Raw genomic sequence first — 16,726 nt, 5'->3', positions numbered from 1 at the left:
AGGAATGGTAGTTTTATCCCCAAATGCCATCAGCTTTCATATATTCTTCAGAAATTGAACATGACCTACATTCTCATCCAATTAATTAACTTGAATTCACGGAAAATCCTTTTCATACCCATCTGATAATACACGAATAATAATTTCATCTATAGGTAGGTATATGACACATCACTTTATATACTTTGATACAAATGCATTTGAAGGGTAACAAAAAACAGACAGACCAAAGAATCGTATTGGGTTAGATAAGGTAGATTTTTGTATCTTGCATGCTCATATTCGTATTTTTATGAAAAAAAAATCTTTAATAACCCTTTCTCTTTTGTTAGGTGCTTCGGCAATAATAGCACAAGAAAAAATAGAAGCTAAACTTATTCTCAATATGGAAACACCTACAAAAACTCCATTAGATGCTCAGACACTTTGGAAGTTAGGTCGTGTTTCTGCAGAGGGGATTTCAGCAGATGGAAAGACCCTTGTTTATGGTGTCTCGAATTATGCCATGGAAACCAATAGTTCCGAGAAAAATCTCTACACACTATCTTTGGAAACGGGCACTTCAGCTCCATTAACAAATGAAAAGGGTGCAGAATCTGTTGTGCAGATTACAGAAAATGGTGATATCATTTATTTGTTAAATGGCCAATTGTGGAAAAGGAACCGATACAAAGGCGAAGCCACACAATTGACCAATAATGTTACAGAACTAGAAAATGTAAAACTATCGCCAGATGGAAAGCATATCTTATTCAGTAAATCAGTACTATTAAAAAAGTATCACAGTACCGACAAGTATCCAGATCTTCCAAAATCTGATGCATATGTATTCAATAATCTGGATTATCGTCATTGGGATACCTTCAATGATGGAAAATTTATTCACCCGTTTGTAGCTCCATATGATAATGGCAAACTTGGAGAAGCAATAGATTTATTAAAAGACGAGCCATTTTATAGCCCCCAAATGCCATTTGGAGGTTCTGAAGATTTTGAATGGACACCAGATAGTAAAGGCATCTTATACGTAAGTAAAAAAAGATTTGGAACGGATTATGCCCTTAGTACCAATACCGACATCTATCGCTATGATCTTAAGTCCAAAGAAACCATCAACTTAACAGAAGGTATGTCCGGATACGACACCAACCCCACTTATAGTCCGGACGGCAGCAAGTTAACCTGGTTAAGCATGAAAACGGATGGTTATGAAGCAGATAAAAATGACATCATCATATTTGATAAATCTTCATCCCAAAGATTAAATTTAACGGCACATTGGGATGGTACGGTAAACTCATTTATGTGGAGTAAGGACAACCGTAAAATTTATTTTGTAGCACCATCCAAAGGTACAGTTCAACTTTTCGAATTAACCATTCCCACAAACTTCAAAAACAAATCCCTAGCTACCATCAAACAAATATCAGAAGGGAACTTCGATATTACAGGCATTGTCGGACAAGTAGATAATCAATTAATTGTTACTTCCACGAAATTCACACGTGCTACTGAGATTTATAAATATGACTTAGCTACGAAAGAATTAACCACTTTGACAACTGTTAACGATAATATGTATGCTAAAATTAGTGATAACAAAGTTGAATCAAGAGTTACAAAAGCCTCAGATGGTGCTGATTTATTTTCTTGGGTAATTTATCCCCCTGATTTTGACCCTACAAAAAAGTACCCCACTATTCTATACTGTGAAGGAGGTCCACAATCTGCTTTAACCCAATTTTATTCATTCCGTTGGAACTTGCAGTTAATCGCTTCTCAAGGTTATATTGTTATCGCTCCTAACCGTCGTGGTATGCCAGGTTGGGGTGTTAAGTGGAATGAAGCCATATCAAAAGATTGGGGTGGACAACCCATCCGTGATTATCTATCTGCTATAGACGATATCTCCACAGAAAAATACGTAGACACAGCACGCCGCGCTGCTATTGGAGCAAGTTACGGAGGGTACTCAGTTTATATGCTCGCTGGAGTCCATGAAAATAGATTTAAATCATTAATTGCTCACAATGGGCTATTTGATATGAGAAGCTGGTATGGCACAACAGAGGAAATATTTTTTGCAAATCATGAATTAGGTGGTCCTTATTGGGATAAAGCAAATGAAAAATCATACACAACATTCAATCCATCGGAATATATTGAGAAATGGAATACGCCAATTTTAATCTTTCAAGGTGGTCATGACTATCGTGTACCAATAGGTCAAGGACTTGGAGCTTTCCAAGCAGCGCAATTAAAGAAAATTAAAAGTAGATTAGTTTATCTACCTGACGAAAATCATTGGGTACTCTCTGGTCACAACGCTCAAGTATGGCAAAGAGAATTTTTCGGATGGTTAAAGGAAACCTTATAAAAAATAAAAAGGCTTGATTTGAATCAAGCCTTTTTATTTGCTATTGTTCTCCCTTTTTACCAAAAATGGATAACTTGATATATTTACCCGGTTTTTCTTTTATATCCTTCATCAAATGATCAAGACTTTGTGATGCATTATTCAAATTATCATAAAGCTTATCATCATTGATCAATAAGCCTATTGAACCTTGTCCCTTATTGATCTTATCTACTATCATTTGGAAATCGGTCATGGCAGTATTTGCTTTATCCATCGTCTGTTGGAAATCCAACTTAGCAGCTTTATCTGTAACAGTACCTAAGTTTGACATAATCGTTGTAATTTGATCGCTATTATTTCTAAATGTATTGGTAATAACTTCCAAATTACCCAAAATAACAGATAATCTTTTTCTTTCCGAACCAACAAGTCCTTCTACATCTTTTGTAATGACCTCCACATTTTTTAATGATGTCGAAATACTGTGAATACTTTTCTTAAAATCTGCTTGAAACTGATCGTCCAGTACTGAATTGACCACTGTTAACACAGAATCTAACTTCACGGTAATCGTTTCCACCCTTTTTTGAATAGGTTCTACCTTATCCATGATATTAGCCTGGATACCCGAAGCCAACATATCCCCATCTTTGGCAAACTCTGGACTGTCTCCCATATCAAAAACAATCGCTTTTCCTCCTAACAAATCTGTACTGGATATCCGTGCTACTGTATTTTTAGGCACTTGATATTCGGCGTTGATTTTAAATTGAGTCAAGATACTACCATCAGCTTGCAGCGTCATTTTAGAAACACGACCAATCTGATAACCATTAACCAATACAGGTTTGGAAGCTGTCAAACCATCTACTGATTCATAGGTACTATAATAAGTATTGTCGCTACTAAAAACATCGTTACCTTTTAAAAAACTATAACCTATAAATAATAATGCTACAGCAACTACAGCTAAAATTCCGACCTTGGTCTCGTTTGATACTTTCAAAATAATATTTCCTTAAGATTTTTTAATGAATTCTATTTATCCTTTAAACAAGACAATAGTAAATATGTTTATCGTTCTACACTTTTTTTGAAAGCACTAACCGCATCCACCAAGTTCTGAACAATTTCCTGCTGCCCTTGATCAGATATCATAAAAGCTTCCTCTTCTCGATTGTTCATAAAACCAATTTCTGTTAACACCGCGGGCATTCCTGCTTCTGCTAAAACCGCCAACCCTTGCTCTAAAATACCCCTGCTTACACGGCCAGATTTCACGTACTCTTGCTGCATCAAATTCGCCAATTTGACACTTTTCTCTCGATATTGATTTTTCATCAATGAAAAAATAATGTAGCTTTCTGGATCTTTAGGGTCAAAACCTTGATAGTTTTCCTTATAATTTTCTTCTAATAATAAGGAAGCATTCTCACGTATCGCCGCAGCTTGTTCTCCTAATCGATGAGAACCTGATACGATAGTTTCTGTACCTCTAGCAGAACGGCCAGGGGCAGAATTACAATGGATTGAAATAAATATATCCGCCTTAGCAGCATTAGCCATACGAATACGCTTATATAAATCAATAAACTCATCTGTTCTACGCGTATACAATACACGCACGCCAGGCAATTGGCGCTCTATTTCCTTTCCCAATTTCAAGGCCACTTCCAATGCGAGATTTTTCTCCAAAGATCGAGACCCCTTTGCTCCTGAATCTTTACCTCCATGCCCCGCATCAATGACAATCGTTCGAATTTGATAAGCCTGCGGCGGAGTAGCACTGGTTAAAACCATAAATAAAAAAATCGCTGGGGCTAAAAAAAATATAAATTTCCGCTTACTACTATTCAAATCTGATTTCATGTATATATTTTATAAATTCTGTAATTTAATAACAAAATGTAATGAGTATTATTGTACAACAAAAGTAGGAAATGTTAATCTCGTTAAAAAACATCACTTTCTATTTGTTTTTGACTAATTTTGTCAAGCTTAGTTTAATATATTTACAAAAATAACATTTGTCTTTAATTTTGAAGTCGTTAACACACATTTTAACAATATTTCTTATTCTTTCGCTAAGTGTTCATGCAGCATTTTCGCAAGGAAAAACTCCAGTAAAGACAACGTCAACGAGTCTAAAAGATTCAGTTTCGGTCAAAGGAAACCCTGACTCCGTTAAAATGACGAGGGACTCTACGCTAATTAACAAAGACAGTACCAAAAATAATGGTGGACTTCAAGCAGAAGTGAGCATTATCGCGCGCGATTCACAGCGTACCGAAGTGGATAAAAACATAAGTCATTTATATAAAGGCGCTAAGGTTAAATATCAAGATTTTGAATTATCTGCAGATTATATCAGACTCGACCGAAATAAAAAACAGATATTTGCTTCAGGTATTATAGACCACAACGGAAAATACACCGGACGTCCTATTGTCATGATGGGTGGAGAAAGCCCTAAAACGGTAGATTCACTGCTATATGATTACGAGAAACAAGAAGGTAATACTTATGGTATTATGACCGATGTAGAAGGAGGTTTCATCCAAGCGAAAGTAGTTCGTAAAAACCTATACGATGAAATGTCTTTATATCATGGACTTTATAGTACCTGTAATCTGCCTGAACCACATACACACTTTGGTATTTTTCTGAGCAAAGGTATTGTTACTAAAAATCAGATCATAGCGGGGCCTTCCTACCTTGTTTTACAAAACATTCCTTTAAAGTTTATAGGATTCCCTTTCGCCTTTTTCCCAAAACCTGACAAAAGGTCTTCAGGATTTTTATTTCCTTCATTTGGGGAAGATTATACGCGCGGATTTGCTATTCGAGACGCAGGTTGGTATTTAGCATTTAATGATTACTGGGATAGTGAAATACGCGGTAGTATCTATTCAAAAGGATCTTGGGAAGCCTCTGTTAACACGAGGTATATGGTTAATTATAAGTACAACGGTGGCTTTAACATACGCTACGCCGCTACAAAAACAGGCGTTGAGGGAACCGATAATTATGGTACAAACAAAGATTTTAATGTTACCTGGAATCATACGCAAAGACAAGAAGCAAATCCTGGAACATCTTTTTCCGCAAATGTAAACTTCGGAACGGGTTCTTATTTTAGAAATACGGGAGCAAATGGTACCAATAATTTTAATGACTTAACTAAAAACAGGATGGCTTCCTCTATCGCTTATGGACGAGTCTTTGCTGATGGAAAAGTCAACTTTACCTCAACCATAAGTCATAATCAGGACATGTCATTAGGAAGTGTGCAGTTACAACTTCCTAATTTTAGTTTAAACGTTTCTTCTTTTAATCCCTTTGATTCTAAAGACCGTGTGGATGAACAAAAATGGTATCAACGAATCAATGTCGGTTATAGTTTACAAGGAACAAACACATTAAACACAGGTGATTCGACTTTATTCTCTAAACAGACTTTAAAAGAGTTTACAAACGGCTTTCAACATAATATCCCCATCAGTTTATCTTTAAATGCATTCAAGCATTTCCAGTTCAATACAAGTGTCAACTATACGGAAAGATGGTACCTACAAAGTACCCGTCAAAGGATGGAAAACACGAAAGAAGGATATATTCCTGTAATTGATACGGTGCAAGGATTTAAGAGGGCTTACGATTATTCGGTATCAACTGGTTTGTCTACCAAAATTTATGGTAGCTATCCAAAAATGGGTAAAATACAAGCAATAAGACATGTCATCACACCATCTGTTAACCTAAACTATAGACCCGATTTTTCGGATGCTATGTACGGTTTTTACAAGAATTACATCGACCAGTATGGTATGCTCAACCGCTATTCTATTTTCCAAAACAATGTATATGGTACACCATCTGCAGGAAAATCAATGGGTATTGGCTTCTCGATCGACAATAATATAGAAGCAAAAATAAAAAGTAAATCGGACACGACAGATGGTGGGATTAAGAAAATCCCTTTACTTCAAGGATTGTCCCTGAGTGGAAATTACAATTTCGTTGCGGATTCGATGAAATTATCACCCCTTAATTTTTCAGGTAGAACGGCATTATTCAAAGAAAAGGTAAATATCAACTTCAATGGTACTTTAGACCCTTATGCTATTGACCAAATGGGGCAGCGTTACGACAAATATGTATTTAATGACGGTAAGTTAGCGCGATTAACTAATTTCGGTCTTTCTTTTGATTATAGTTTTAATCCCAAAGCAGCTCAAAATAGGAATAACAATATTGACTCCCTTCGGAACCAAATGGGAGGCAATATGACACCGGAACAAGCGCAGGCTTTATCACGCATCAGCGCCGATCCGAATGCATTTGTCAATTTTAGTATTCCCTGGAATTTAGCGGGCTCATTTAGCTTTCAATACTCTAAGCCGGGCCATACTTCTTCCATTACGAGTACTGTAAATATTCATGGAGACTTTAGTTTAACACCAAAATGGAAAGTTACATTTAACTCAGGATACGACTTAAAAGCGAAAGAAATTACCTTAACACAATTCAATATTTATAGAGATCTTCACTGTTGGGATATCGCAATGGGATGGACACCCTTTGGAAGGTACCAAAGTTACAATGTTACCATCAGGGCTAAATCTTCGATTCTCCAAGATTTAAAACTTTCGAAAAGAAATAGTTCGGGCGGCAGTTATTATTAATAACTGCTTTTTTATTTTTCAATTGTACACCAACTCTTCGAGAAATTTTCATAGCTTATGCTATTTAATATAACAAGGATTTTTAAACATATCTATGAAAGCGCACATCATCACTATAGGAGATGAGATCCTAATTGGTCAAATTGTAGATACCAATTCAGCTTGGATAGCATCCCAACTCCAAAACAACCACATTTCGGTATCACAAATCCGTTCTATATCCGACAAAGAAGGTGAAATTTTAGCAGCATTATCCGAAAGTCATAATCAAGTTGACCTGGTATTTATAACTGGTGGATTAGGTCCCACAAATGACGATATTACAAAACAGACTGCTGCAAAATACTTCAATACCCACCTCCGAAGAGATCAAACAGTCCTTCATCATGTAACGCAATTATTCGAACAACGCGGAAAAAAGATGCTTGATATAAACAAGCAGCAAGCAGATGTTTTAGATGGATGCAAAGTACTATTCAACCAATATGGTACAGCACCAGGGATGTTAATTGAAAAAGAGAAAACTACTTATATCTTTATGCCTGGTGTCCCTTTTGAAATGAAACACTTAATGGGCACACAAATATTACCCCTATTTTCAAACCAAAATAATAACACTTTCCTTTCTCAAGAAAATATTATCATAGGAGGAATCGGAGAATCATATCTTGCCGAAAAAATAGCCGATATCGAATCCGAATTACCGGCATTTATAAAATTGGCTTATCTTCCAACACTAGCATTCGTTCGATTACGACTATCGGGTAGCGGAAGCAATAAAGAGGAGATTGAAAACAATACGAAGCGTTATGCCCAAAAGCTAATAGACAGACTAACTGGTCATGTTATCGCGGATTATGATACATCAATAGAGAATTTTTTGATTAAAAAATTCATCCATCTAAAATTAACATTGACAACCGCAGAAAGTTGTACTGGTGGTAGTCTTGCTGCCCTAATAACAGCTGTAGCTGGTTGCAGTGAAATGTATGTAGGTGGAACCGTCCCCTATTCGAACAAACTAAAACAAGAGTTATTAGGTGTTCAAGCAGAGACTTTAGCTCAATTTGGTGCCGTAAGTGAACAAACAGTAATTGAAATGGCTGAAGGCTCCAAAAGTAGATTTGAAACCAACTATGCTATTGCTACAAGCGGTATTGCAGGTCCAGGCGGTGGAACAACAGAAAAGCCTGTCGGTACTGTTTGGATTGCAATTGCAGGTGAACAGGAAACAGTAACTAAAAAATTTCAATTTCAAAATGACCGAGCCACAAATATTGAACGGACGAAACAGTTAGCGCTTTTTATGCTTTGGCAACTTCTTGTCAAAGAACATCAAATAGGTATCAGTTTTTAAAATATTATTCCGTAAAAGTTGATTTATCAAAAATTATATTTTACTTTGTAAAATATAAACCTTAAAATAACTAACTTAGTGTTTAAAAGGATTGCAGTTGAATTATTATGGCATTATATAAATTATTACTTCCTAAAATGGGGGAAAGTGTATCTGAAGCTACTGTAACGAAATGGTTAAAACAACCAGGTGATACCATTAGTGAAGATGAAGCAGTTTTAGAAATCGCAACAGATAAAGTAGACTCTGATGTGCCTTCTCCAGTAAAAGGAATATTAAAGGAACAACTTTTTTCAGTTGACCAAGTTGCACAAGTAGGTGATATAATCGCTATTATCGAAATTGAAAATGGGGAAAATGAAATACCTCAATCAAGTTCGAAACAACCCCAAGATCAAATTGTTGAGAAATTAGAGATCGTTTCAACGGAGGTACAACTTGAAGATAAAGGAATTGAAATACCTGGATTGAATCAAATTCAGCCTACTATTCAAAGTCAACAACCCAACCTCCATAATGGAATCAGGTTCTATTCTCCGTTAGTTAAAAATATAGCTGCTCATGAAGGTTTGAGCCAACAAGAACTAGATCAGGTTATAGGTACTGGCTCGGAAGGCCGTGTCACAAAAGAAGATATTTTAAAGTATGTAGCGAGTAAGGGTGGACAAATCGTTCATACAAGCCCAAATACGCCACATACTACTCCAGCAGTTTCTGTACCTAGTGCCGAAAAAGTTAAATGTTGTAAAACAACTACAGAAACAGCTCATACCATAAATTCTGGTGGCGATGAAATCATCGAGATGGATAGGATGCGCAAAATCATAGCGGATCACATGGTAAAAAGTGTTCAAACTTCGCCACATGTATGCTCATTCGTAGAGGCTGATGTCACAAATTTGGTCACTTGGCGTACTAAAGCTAAGGAAATTTACAAAAAGAGAGATGGTGAAAACATTACCTTCACTCCTATCTTTATTGAGGCAATTGCCAAGGCATTAAAAGATTTTCCAATGGTTAACATTTCCGTAGATGGAAATCATATTATCAAAAAGAAAAACATCAATATCGGAATGGCTGCAGCATTACCAAACGGAAATTTAATCGTTCCCGTCATAAAAAATGCTGATCAGTTGAGTCTAGTAGGACTTAGTAAGTCGGTCAATGACCTTGCTAACCGTTCCCGTTCAAACAAATTAAAACCAGATGATACACAAGGAGGAACATTTACCTTCACAAATATTGGTGCTTTTGGTAATATTATGGGGACTCCGATCATTAACCAACCACAAGCTGCCATCCTAGCAGTCGGTTCGATTAAGAAGAAACCTGCTGTCATAGAAACAGAGCATGGTGATCTGATTGGTATCAGGCAAATGATGTACCTTTCCCTATCTTATGACCATCGGGTTATAGATGGAGCTTTAGGAGGTACATTTTTGAAACGCGTGGCCGATTATTTAGAAAATTGGGATATCAATCGAGAAATATAAAGTGCGCTATCGCATAAAAAGCCTTCTTTGAACATTCAAAGAAGGCTTTTTTATGCCGAAAAACAATTGTACTATGAGTTTAAATGCTTTTGAATAACAATTCTATAGCGCCAATATAGTAAAACGGATGATGTCAATAACCCTAAGGTTAAGCCATACCAGATTCCTTCTACCCCCATTCTTAAATGTACCCCCATAAAATATCCACTTGGCAATCCAATTACCCAATAGGCTATAAAAGTAATAAGTGTTGGGATATTTACATCCCCCATTCCTCTTAATACACCAAGTCCGACTACCTGCGTTCCATCAAAAAGTTGAAACAAACCCGCTATAATTAATAAATGTGAAGCAATGGTGACAACTGCCATATCCTTAGTGAAAATAAAAGGTAAGTAATTGTTGAAAATTGCAAAAATAGAGGCTGTTAACAGCATAAATACCAAAACCAATTGATAAGATGAAATCGCGAAACGCTGCAAACGGAAATAATTTTTATTACCAAAACTATTTCCAGTTTTAATGGTTGCAGCTGCTGCAATACCACTTGCCATCATATAAGTCATCGCTGCGAGTTGAATCGCAACTTGATGCGAGGCCTGTTCAACAGCCCCAATAGTCCCAGCTATAAGTGCAGCACCAGCAAATGCACCAATTTCAAAAACATATTGCATAGCCACTGGTGTACCTATCTTTAGTATTTTACCGACACGAATGGTATCCACGGCCCATATACTAAACTTACTGATATAGGGCTTAAAATAAGAAGATCTCATCACATAAAATAACATGACTACCATCATCATGACACGATCGATTAAAGTACTATATCCAACTCCACTTACACCCATTGGCTTTATACCAAACATCCCATTGACAAAAATAATAGCCAAAATGATATTCAGCAGATTACCCCAAATGGTAATATTCATGGCTTGCTTTGTAAAACCCAGACCCTCAGCAAATTGTTTAAAGGCACTGAAAATCATTAATGGAACAATAGAGAGGCTTAAAATAAGCAAATAAGGTTTTGCTTCCTTCACAACTGCTGGATCTTGATCTAAATGATCAATAGCTAACATGGATCCAAAATATACAAGACAAAATAAAAGAATGCCTGCCAGCGCATTAATCCAAATACTATTGGACAATAATTTAGCACACTCCTCTTTATTACCCCGTCCATTCTCTTGCGCAATCAAGGGTGTGATCCCATAAGCAATTCCTAAACCAATAACCATGACAATCATAAAGACCGAATTGACCAATGATACCGCAGCTAAAGGGATGGTGCCAGCAAAGTGACCGACAATAACACTATCAGCCATATGAACCATAGTGTGTCCAAGTTGAGAAATTACAACTGGCCCAGCCAATATAAATGTACTCCAATAATAAGGCTTATAAGATTTTAATCGCTTCAACATATTTCCTGCTACTTAATTAGAAAAGATTGCAAAAGTACGAGATTTTTATCAATCTTACATTTCTTATCTATCAATAAACCAAAATGAAATTATCAAATTTGCCTACAAGATTTTTACAATCGAATTGTTAATATTTCTTGAAACACTATTTCATTTTTAAAATATTGCTGTAACTTAGCATTTATAATTTATTAAAAAGATAGTAAGATGTACAGTCAAATATTTGCATTTCTTAACATAGGAACATCAGAAATGATGTTGATTTTGGTAATCGCTCTTTTATTATTTGGTGGTAAAAAGCTTCCAGAATTAGCCCGAGGCCTAGGTCGTGGGATAAGAGAATTTAAGGATGCCTCAGAAGGCATTAAAAGAGAAATCTCAGATCAAATTAATAATTTCGAAAAAGATATAGATTTAAAAATTGAGGAAAATCCTTTAGCAGAAGCACAAGCTGCAGAGCAAAAGGTAAAAGAAGAAGCTGAAAACACGGAGGAATCAGAAAAAAAGACTCCACAGTTAACAGCGCCTGAAGGTACGATGCAATATAATCGTCAGCCTGAATATGGCGAAGAACCTAATCATTTTCAGTATGGTTATTCCGATCATTTTGCTGAAAAAGAGCAAACTACATCCTCAGAAGAAAACCCAACAACTTCTGTAGAAAAAACAACTCCAGATATAGCTAAGAATCCTTCGGAACCTTCTAAAGAAGCATAGATTTAAAGCGAGTATTATCAATAAGATATTGTCGAATAAAGCTGTTGGATTATCTCCAACAGCTTTCTATTTTAATACATATTACATTCCCTATTTATGGCACATGAAATTATAGTCTCGAAGGAATTAGCAATAAGCGAAAAACAGGTACGGACAACGATTGCGTTATTAGACGAAGGTGCTACCGTCCCTTTCATCTCTCGCTATAGAAAAGAGATGACTGGTAGTTTGGATGAGGTACAAATTACAACGATTCGCGATCGTATGCAGCAATTACGCGACTTGCTAAAAAGGAAGGATGCTATTTTAAAATCCATTTCAGAACAAGGAAAACTAACTGCAGAGCTGGAACTTAAAATTCAAACGGTGGAGACAATGGCAAATTTGGAAGATGTTTATCTTCCGTATAAGCCAAAACGTAAAACACGTGCTAGCATTGCGCGTGAAAAAGGCCTTCAACCGCTTGCCGACATTTTATTAGCACAAAAGTCTACAGATTTTAATACGTTAGCAAACGATCTAGTAGATGAAGAAAAGGGCGTGAAATCAGTGGAAGAAGCACTTTCAGGAGCAAGAGATATTATTGCTGAAACGATCGCTGAAAATGCAGAAGTAAGAGATAAGACACGTAAGGTATTCTTAGAAAAAGGTCAATTCGTATCGCGCGTAGTTCCAGGTAAAGAGGAAGCAGCAATAAAATATAAAGATTATTACGAATGGTCCGAATCACTTAGAAGTGCGCCATCTCATCGCGTATTAGCGATGCGTCGTGGGGAAAAAGAAGAACTCCTTTACTTAGATATTGAAGTTTCGGAAGAATTGGTTATCCCTGCTATTGAACAGGTATATATAGTAGCGAAAAATGATGCCGCTACACAGGTTCGTTTAGCATTATTAGATAGCTATAAACGTTTATTAAAACCTTCCATGGAAACGGAAGTCCGGGTCTTAACACGTCAGAAAGCAGACGAAGAAGCGATTAAAGTATTTGCTGATAATGTACGCCAATTACTTCTTGCTGCTCCCTTAGGACAAAAACGAATCTTAGCAATCGACCCGGGCTTTAGAACAGGCTGCAAAACTGTAGTATTAGATCAACAGGGTGCATTATTAGAAAATACGGCGATCTTTCCACACAGTGGTTCTGGAGGTCTAGCAGAGGCAACACGAACGATTCCTTTTTTAGTAAAAAAATACGATATCGAGGCTATTGCCATTGGTAATGGAACTGCAGGTCGAGAGACAGAAGAGTTTATTCGTAAACTTAATTTAGAGCATGCCACTATCGTCATGGTCAACGAGAGCGGTGCATCCATTTACTCTGCTTCAGAAACTGCAAGAGAAGAATTTCCCGATCAAGACATCACAGTCCACGGCGCTGTTTCAATAGGGAGACGATTGATGGATCCCCTTGCAGAATTAGTTAAAATCGATGCAAAATCAATAGGTGTTGGACAATATCAACATGATGTAGATCAAAACAAACTGCAAACATCTCTTGACGACACGGTCATGAGTTGTGTCAACAATGTTGGTGTTGAGTTGAATACAGCTTCAAAACAAATCCTAGCTTATGTATCTGGTTTAGGTCCTGCTTTGGCACAATCCATTATCAACTATAGAAAGGAAAATGGTCCATTTAAGTCACGTCGTGAATTGAAAAAGGTTCCTCGTTTAGGAGAAAAAGCATTTGAGCAGGCAGCAGGTTTTTTAAGAATCCGAAATGCTGAAAATCCACTAGACGCTTCAGCAGTACATCCTGAACGCTATAAATTGGTCGAACAAATGGCAAAGGATTTAGCAACCAGTGTCCAAGACTTATTGAAAGATTCAGAGTTAAGAAAAACGATACCTTTAAAAAACTACATCACAGATGAAGTTGGTCTTCCGACTCTCAATGACATCATCGCTGAATTGGCGAAGCCTGGATTGGATCCGCGTGAAAAATTCGAAACCTTTTCCTTTACAGATGGGGTAAATGCTGTTTCAGACCTGCGAGTGGGAATGAAATTGCCAGGCATAATTACCAATATCACCAATTTTGGTGCTTTTGTTGACATTGGTGTTCACCAAGATGGTCTTGTACACTTAAGTCAACTGTCAAATCGTTTTATTTCAGACCCACATGAGGTCGTAAAAGTACAGCAACATGTGGAAGTTACAGTGACTGAAATCGACGAAAAAAGAAATCGCATAGGTCTTTCCATGAAGACTAACGAAGTTCCCTCATCCCCAAAACCTAAAAGGGAAATGAAGAACTTCAACAATAAAGATAAGAAAGAAAAAGAACCAGTAACAGATATGGCCTCTAAATTGGCTGCACTGGCAAGTAAATTTAAATAAACAAAAGGGTGATTATTAAATAATCACCCTTTTTTATGGCAAAATTAATTATTTTAGAATCATGTTAACATTCGAAAAATTTTCATCCTCTACAGCTATGGCTCTCCCTCCTGCTGAGCTATCGGTATGGTTAGAATCCTTATGGTGGGATAAAAAAGGAGATTGGCAAAAAGCCCATGATCTTATCGATCATCTACAGGATTCTAAATCTGCACATATTCATGCATACCTCCATCGTAAAGAAAAAGACCTATGGAATGCACAATATTGGTATAACCGTGCAAAAAAAACTGAATTTAAAGGTTCCTTAGATGAAGAATGGGAACAATTGGTCCGCACTTACCTCTACTAACATCAATAAAAAGGGGGAACTTCAAATATTTAAGCAAATCCATACATTGAGAACTTTACCTATAATTTGAAATACCCCCTTTAGCTATATAGCCTGATTTTGAAATTAATATCCTGGATTTTGAACTAATTTGTTGTTTCTATTGATTTCATCACGATGAATAGAAATAAAATACATTTTATCAAGCCAGTTTCTATTTTCAATACCTGGAGCTATGGTATTCACCTTATATGAATAGGTGTAATTACCTGTATTGTATTGATAAAGACTTACTTTTTTCCCTGTATTTAAAGACCCAAAGACACTAATATAAGTCACTGGTCTTCCGACCGTTTCTTTCGCTATCATCCAACGACGGGTATCAAAAAAGCGATGTTCTTCATACGCTAATTCTACACGTCTTTCATTACGGTATCTCGCTTTTAAATCTTGTCCCGATTCCGTCTTAGGAATAGCTGGCATACCTGCTCTGAAGCGTATTTTATTGAGCCAATTGCGTGCTTCATCATTTTCTCCCAATTCAATACAAGCCTCTACATAATTGAGCACGACCTCCGTATAACGAAGTATTGGCCACGGTATACGCTGTCTAGAGTTTTGATCTATGATCGTGGGATCCCCATCAACAAACTTGCGCATATAATAGCCCATATAACTACCATTCCAATCTTCCACCGGAGAATTACGGGTATCCAATCCATATTGAATCACTTTACCCCCCTTCTCATTTAACACTTCATACTGTCCTGTTTGGATTTGATTTGCAGGATCTCTTTCCTTCACGTCATCAGTCCTAGGTTTCCAATTTGCACCATCATAGAGGATGGAAGCACTTAATCTTGGATCACGATTGGCATAAATATTCGAGGAGTGTGATGGCTTATTCCAATCAAATTTCTCACCTGACAACATCTCGTAATCATCAACTAAAAGTTGTGTTGGGGTGTTACCGGACCAGTTATGGTAGCCATTAGGACCATTATTTCGTCCTACATAAGCGCCACCTTCATCTTTTAAATCATTAAAAAAGCGACCGAGAATTAAATCGCGTTTAGCATCAATTTCACTCACCTTTGACTTTCCTCCCATAGCTAAAGCAATGTAGTTTGCCTTTCCTTCTGCTGCCGTTACGCTATCTAATAAATCTAGTTTATAAGCCAAAGCGGTTTGATCTAATACGACTTTTGCCGCAGCTTTAGCTTTTTGCCATCTCTCCACACGGCTACCAGAAACATAGCCTAGATACTCCGAATTACCATATGCAGCAATGGTTGGAGACTTTCCTTTTGCTGTGGGTACATCATGGAGGTCAGATGCAGCATAGGTTAATACGCGCGCTTTTAATGCTTGCGCCGCCGCTTGGCTTGTGCGCCCTTCAACCTTAACCGCATCTTGCAACAGCGCTGCTGCCTCGTCACAATCTTTTACGATAAAATCTACACATTCTTCATAAGTATTTCGTGCAGCTGTGAAATCCGTATCTTCTAACAAATAAATTTTTGTAATCAGTGGAATTGCTCCATAAAAACGTAACAATTGTTGATAATAATAGGCTCTTAAGAAATAAGCTTCTCCCAACATTTGCTTAGCCTGCGTTGCATTACTAAACTTAGGCTCTTTTAAATTCTCAATAGCTGTATTTGCAGCTCGAATATACTTGTACATATTTCCATACTCGTAAGAATCTACAATCCAGCCCTGATCTGTTGGCGTTGACCTACTTTCTGTAATCGTGTTGATTCCTCTTCCCGGGTGTGTAAACATAGACTCGTCAGATAAAGAGGCTAACATTTGTTCATTAAAACCTCCTTGTCCAAACCCATTATACAAATCATTTACAAATGCCTGTGCTAATCCTGCATCTGCCCAGACCAATTCTTTAGGTGCTTCGTTAAGAGGCTTCGTATTTACAAAATCATCATTACAGCTTGTAAATAAGCCCGTAAATAATAATGCCGAAATAGGTATATAAAATAATTTTATTGTTTTCATA

General features: G+C 36.9%; 11 protein-coding genes. 7 read left to right on the top strand and 4 right to left on the bottom strand.

Annotation, left to right across the window (positions count from 1 at the left end; translation table 11 throughout):
* Nucleotides 1-292: 292 nt before the first annotated feature.
* Nucleotides 293-2,377 carry an alpha/beta hydrolase family protein gene (locus tag KO02_RS04300; protein ID WP_081918301.1) on the top strand — a complete coding sequence of 695 codons (2,085 nt, stop codon included), beginning with the start codon at nt 293-295 and terminating at the stop codon, nt 2,375-2,377.
* 40 nt (nt 2,378-2,417) lie between these two features.
* On the opposite strand, the gene KO02_RS04295 is transcribed toward KO02_RS04300, so the two are convergent.
* Both KO02_RS04295 and KO02_RS04290 read right to left on the bottom strand, forming a co-directional pair.
* Nucleotides 2,418-3,365 carry an MlaD family protein gene (locus KO02_RS04295; protein WP_038696125.1) on the bottom strand — a complete coding sequence of 316 codons (948 nt, stop codon included), beginning with the start codon at nt 3,363-3,365 and terminating at the stop codon, nt 2,418-2,420.
* 68 nt (nt 3,366-3,433) lie between these two features.
* Nucleotides 3,434-4,228 (bottom strand): N-acetylmuramoyl-L-alanine amidase, encoded by a 795-nt coding sequence (locus KO02_RS04290; RefSeq protein WP_051959757.1) that lies wholly within the window; start codon nt 4,226-4,228, stop codon nt 3,434-3,436.
* Nucleotides 4,229-4,398: 170 nt separating this feature from the next.
* Here KO02_RS04290 and KO02_RS04285 point away from each other — a divergent pair, with 170 nt between their 5' ends.
* The 3 genes from KO02_RS04285 (at nt 4,399) to KO02_RS04275 (ending at nt 9,894) form a co-directional block, all read left to right on the top strand.
* Entirely contained in the window at nt 4,399-7,044 is a 2,646-nt protein-coding gene (locus KO02_RS04285) for a putative LPS assembly protein LptD (RefSeq protein WP_235212346.1), read from the top strand.
* 94 nt (nt 7,045-7,138) lie between these two features.
* Nucleotides 7,139-8,401: a competence/damage-inducible protein A gene (locus KO02_RS04280; RefSeq protein ID WP_038696123.1), complete on the top strand. Its 1,263-nt coding sequence runs from the start codon at nt 7,139-7,141 to the stop codon at nt 8,399-8,401.
* A 107-nt stretch (nt 8,402-8,508) separates the two neighbouring features.
* Entirely contained in the window at nt 8,509-9,894 is a 1,386-nt protein-coding gene (locus KO02_RS04275; RefSeq protein WP_038696121.1) for a dihydrolipoamide acetyltransferase family protein, read from the top strand.
* 71 nt (nt 9,895-9,965) lie between these two features.
* On the opposite strand, the gene KO02_RS04270 is transcribed toward KO02_RS04275, so the two are convergent.
* Nucleotides 9,966-11,321: an MATE family efflux transporter gene (locus KO02_RS04270; RefSeq protein WP_038696119.1), complete on the bottom strand. Its 1,356-nt coding sequence runs from the start codon at nt 11,319-11,321 to the stop codon at nt 9,966-9,968.
* A 207-nt stretch (nt 11,322-11,528) separates the two neighbouring features.
* On the opposite strand from KO02_RS04270, the gene KO02_RS04265 reads away from it, so the two are divergent.
* From KO02_RS04265 to KO02_RS04255, 3 genes are all read left to right on the top strand, one after another.
* Nucleotides 11,529-12,038, top strand: coding sequence for a twin-arginine translocase TatA/TatE family subunit (locus tag KO02_RS04265; protein WP_081918300.1), 510 nt, complete (start codon nt 11,529-11,531; stop codon nt 12,036-12,038).
* Between the two features lie 96 nt (nt 12,039-12,134).
* Entirely contained in the window at nt 12,135-14,381 is a 2,247-nt protein-coding gene (locus KO02_RS04260; RefSeq protein ID WP_038696117.1) for a Tex family protein, read from the top strand.
* A 61-nt stretch (nt 14,382-14,442) separates the two neighbouring features.
* Entirely contained in the window at nt 14,443-14,733 is a 291-nt protein-coding gene (locus tag KO02_RS04255; RefSeq protein ID WP_051959756.1) for a hypothetical protein, read from the top strand.
* Nucleotides 14,734-14,838: 105 nt separating this feature from the next.
* Here the strand turns inward: KO02_RS04255 and KO02_RS04250 are convergent, their stop codons facing one another.
* A complete protein-coding gene (locus KO02_RS04250; RefSeq protein ID WP_038696115.1) occupies nt 14,839-16,725 on the bottom strand; it encodes a RagB/SusD family nutrient uptake outer membrane protein in 1,887 nt (628 codons plus the stop codon).
* Between the last annotated feature and the right edge of the window lies 1 nt (nt 16,726).

It is taken from the genome of Sphingobacterium sp. ML3W (genome assembly GCF_000747525.1).
Lineage (GTDB): Bacteria > Bacteroidota > Bacteroidia > Sphingobacteriales > Sphingobacteriaceae > Sphingobacterium.
This window is presented reverse-complemented; position numbering and strand designations above follow the sequence as displayed.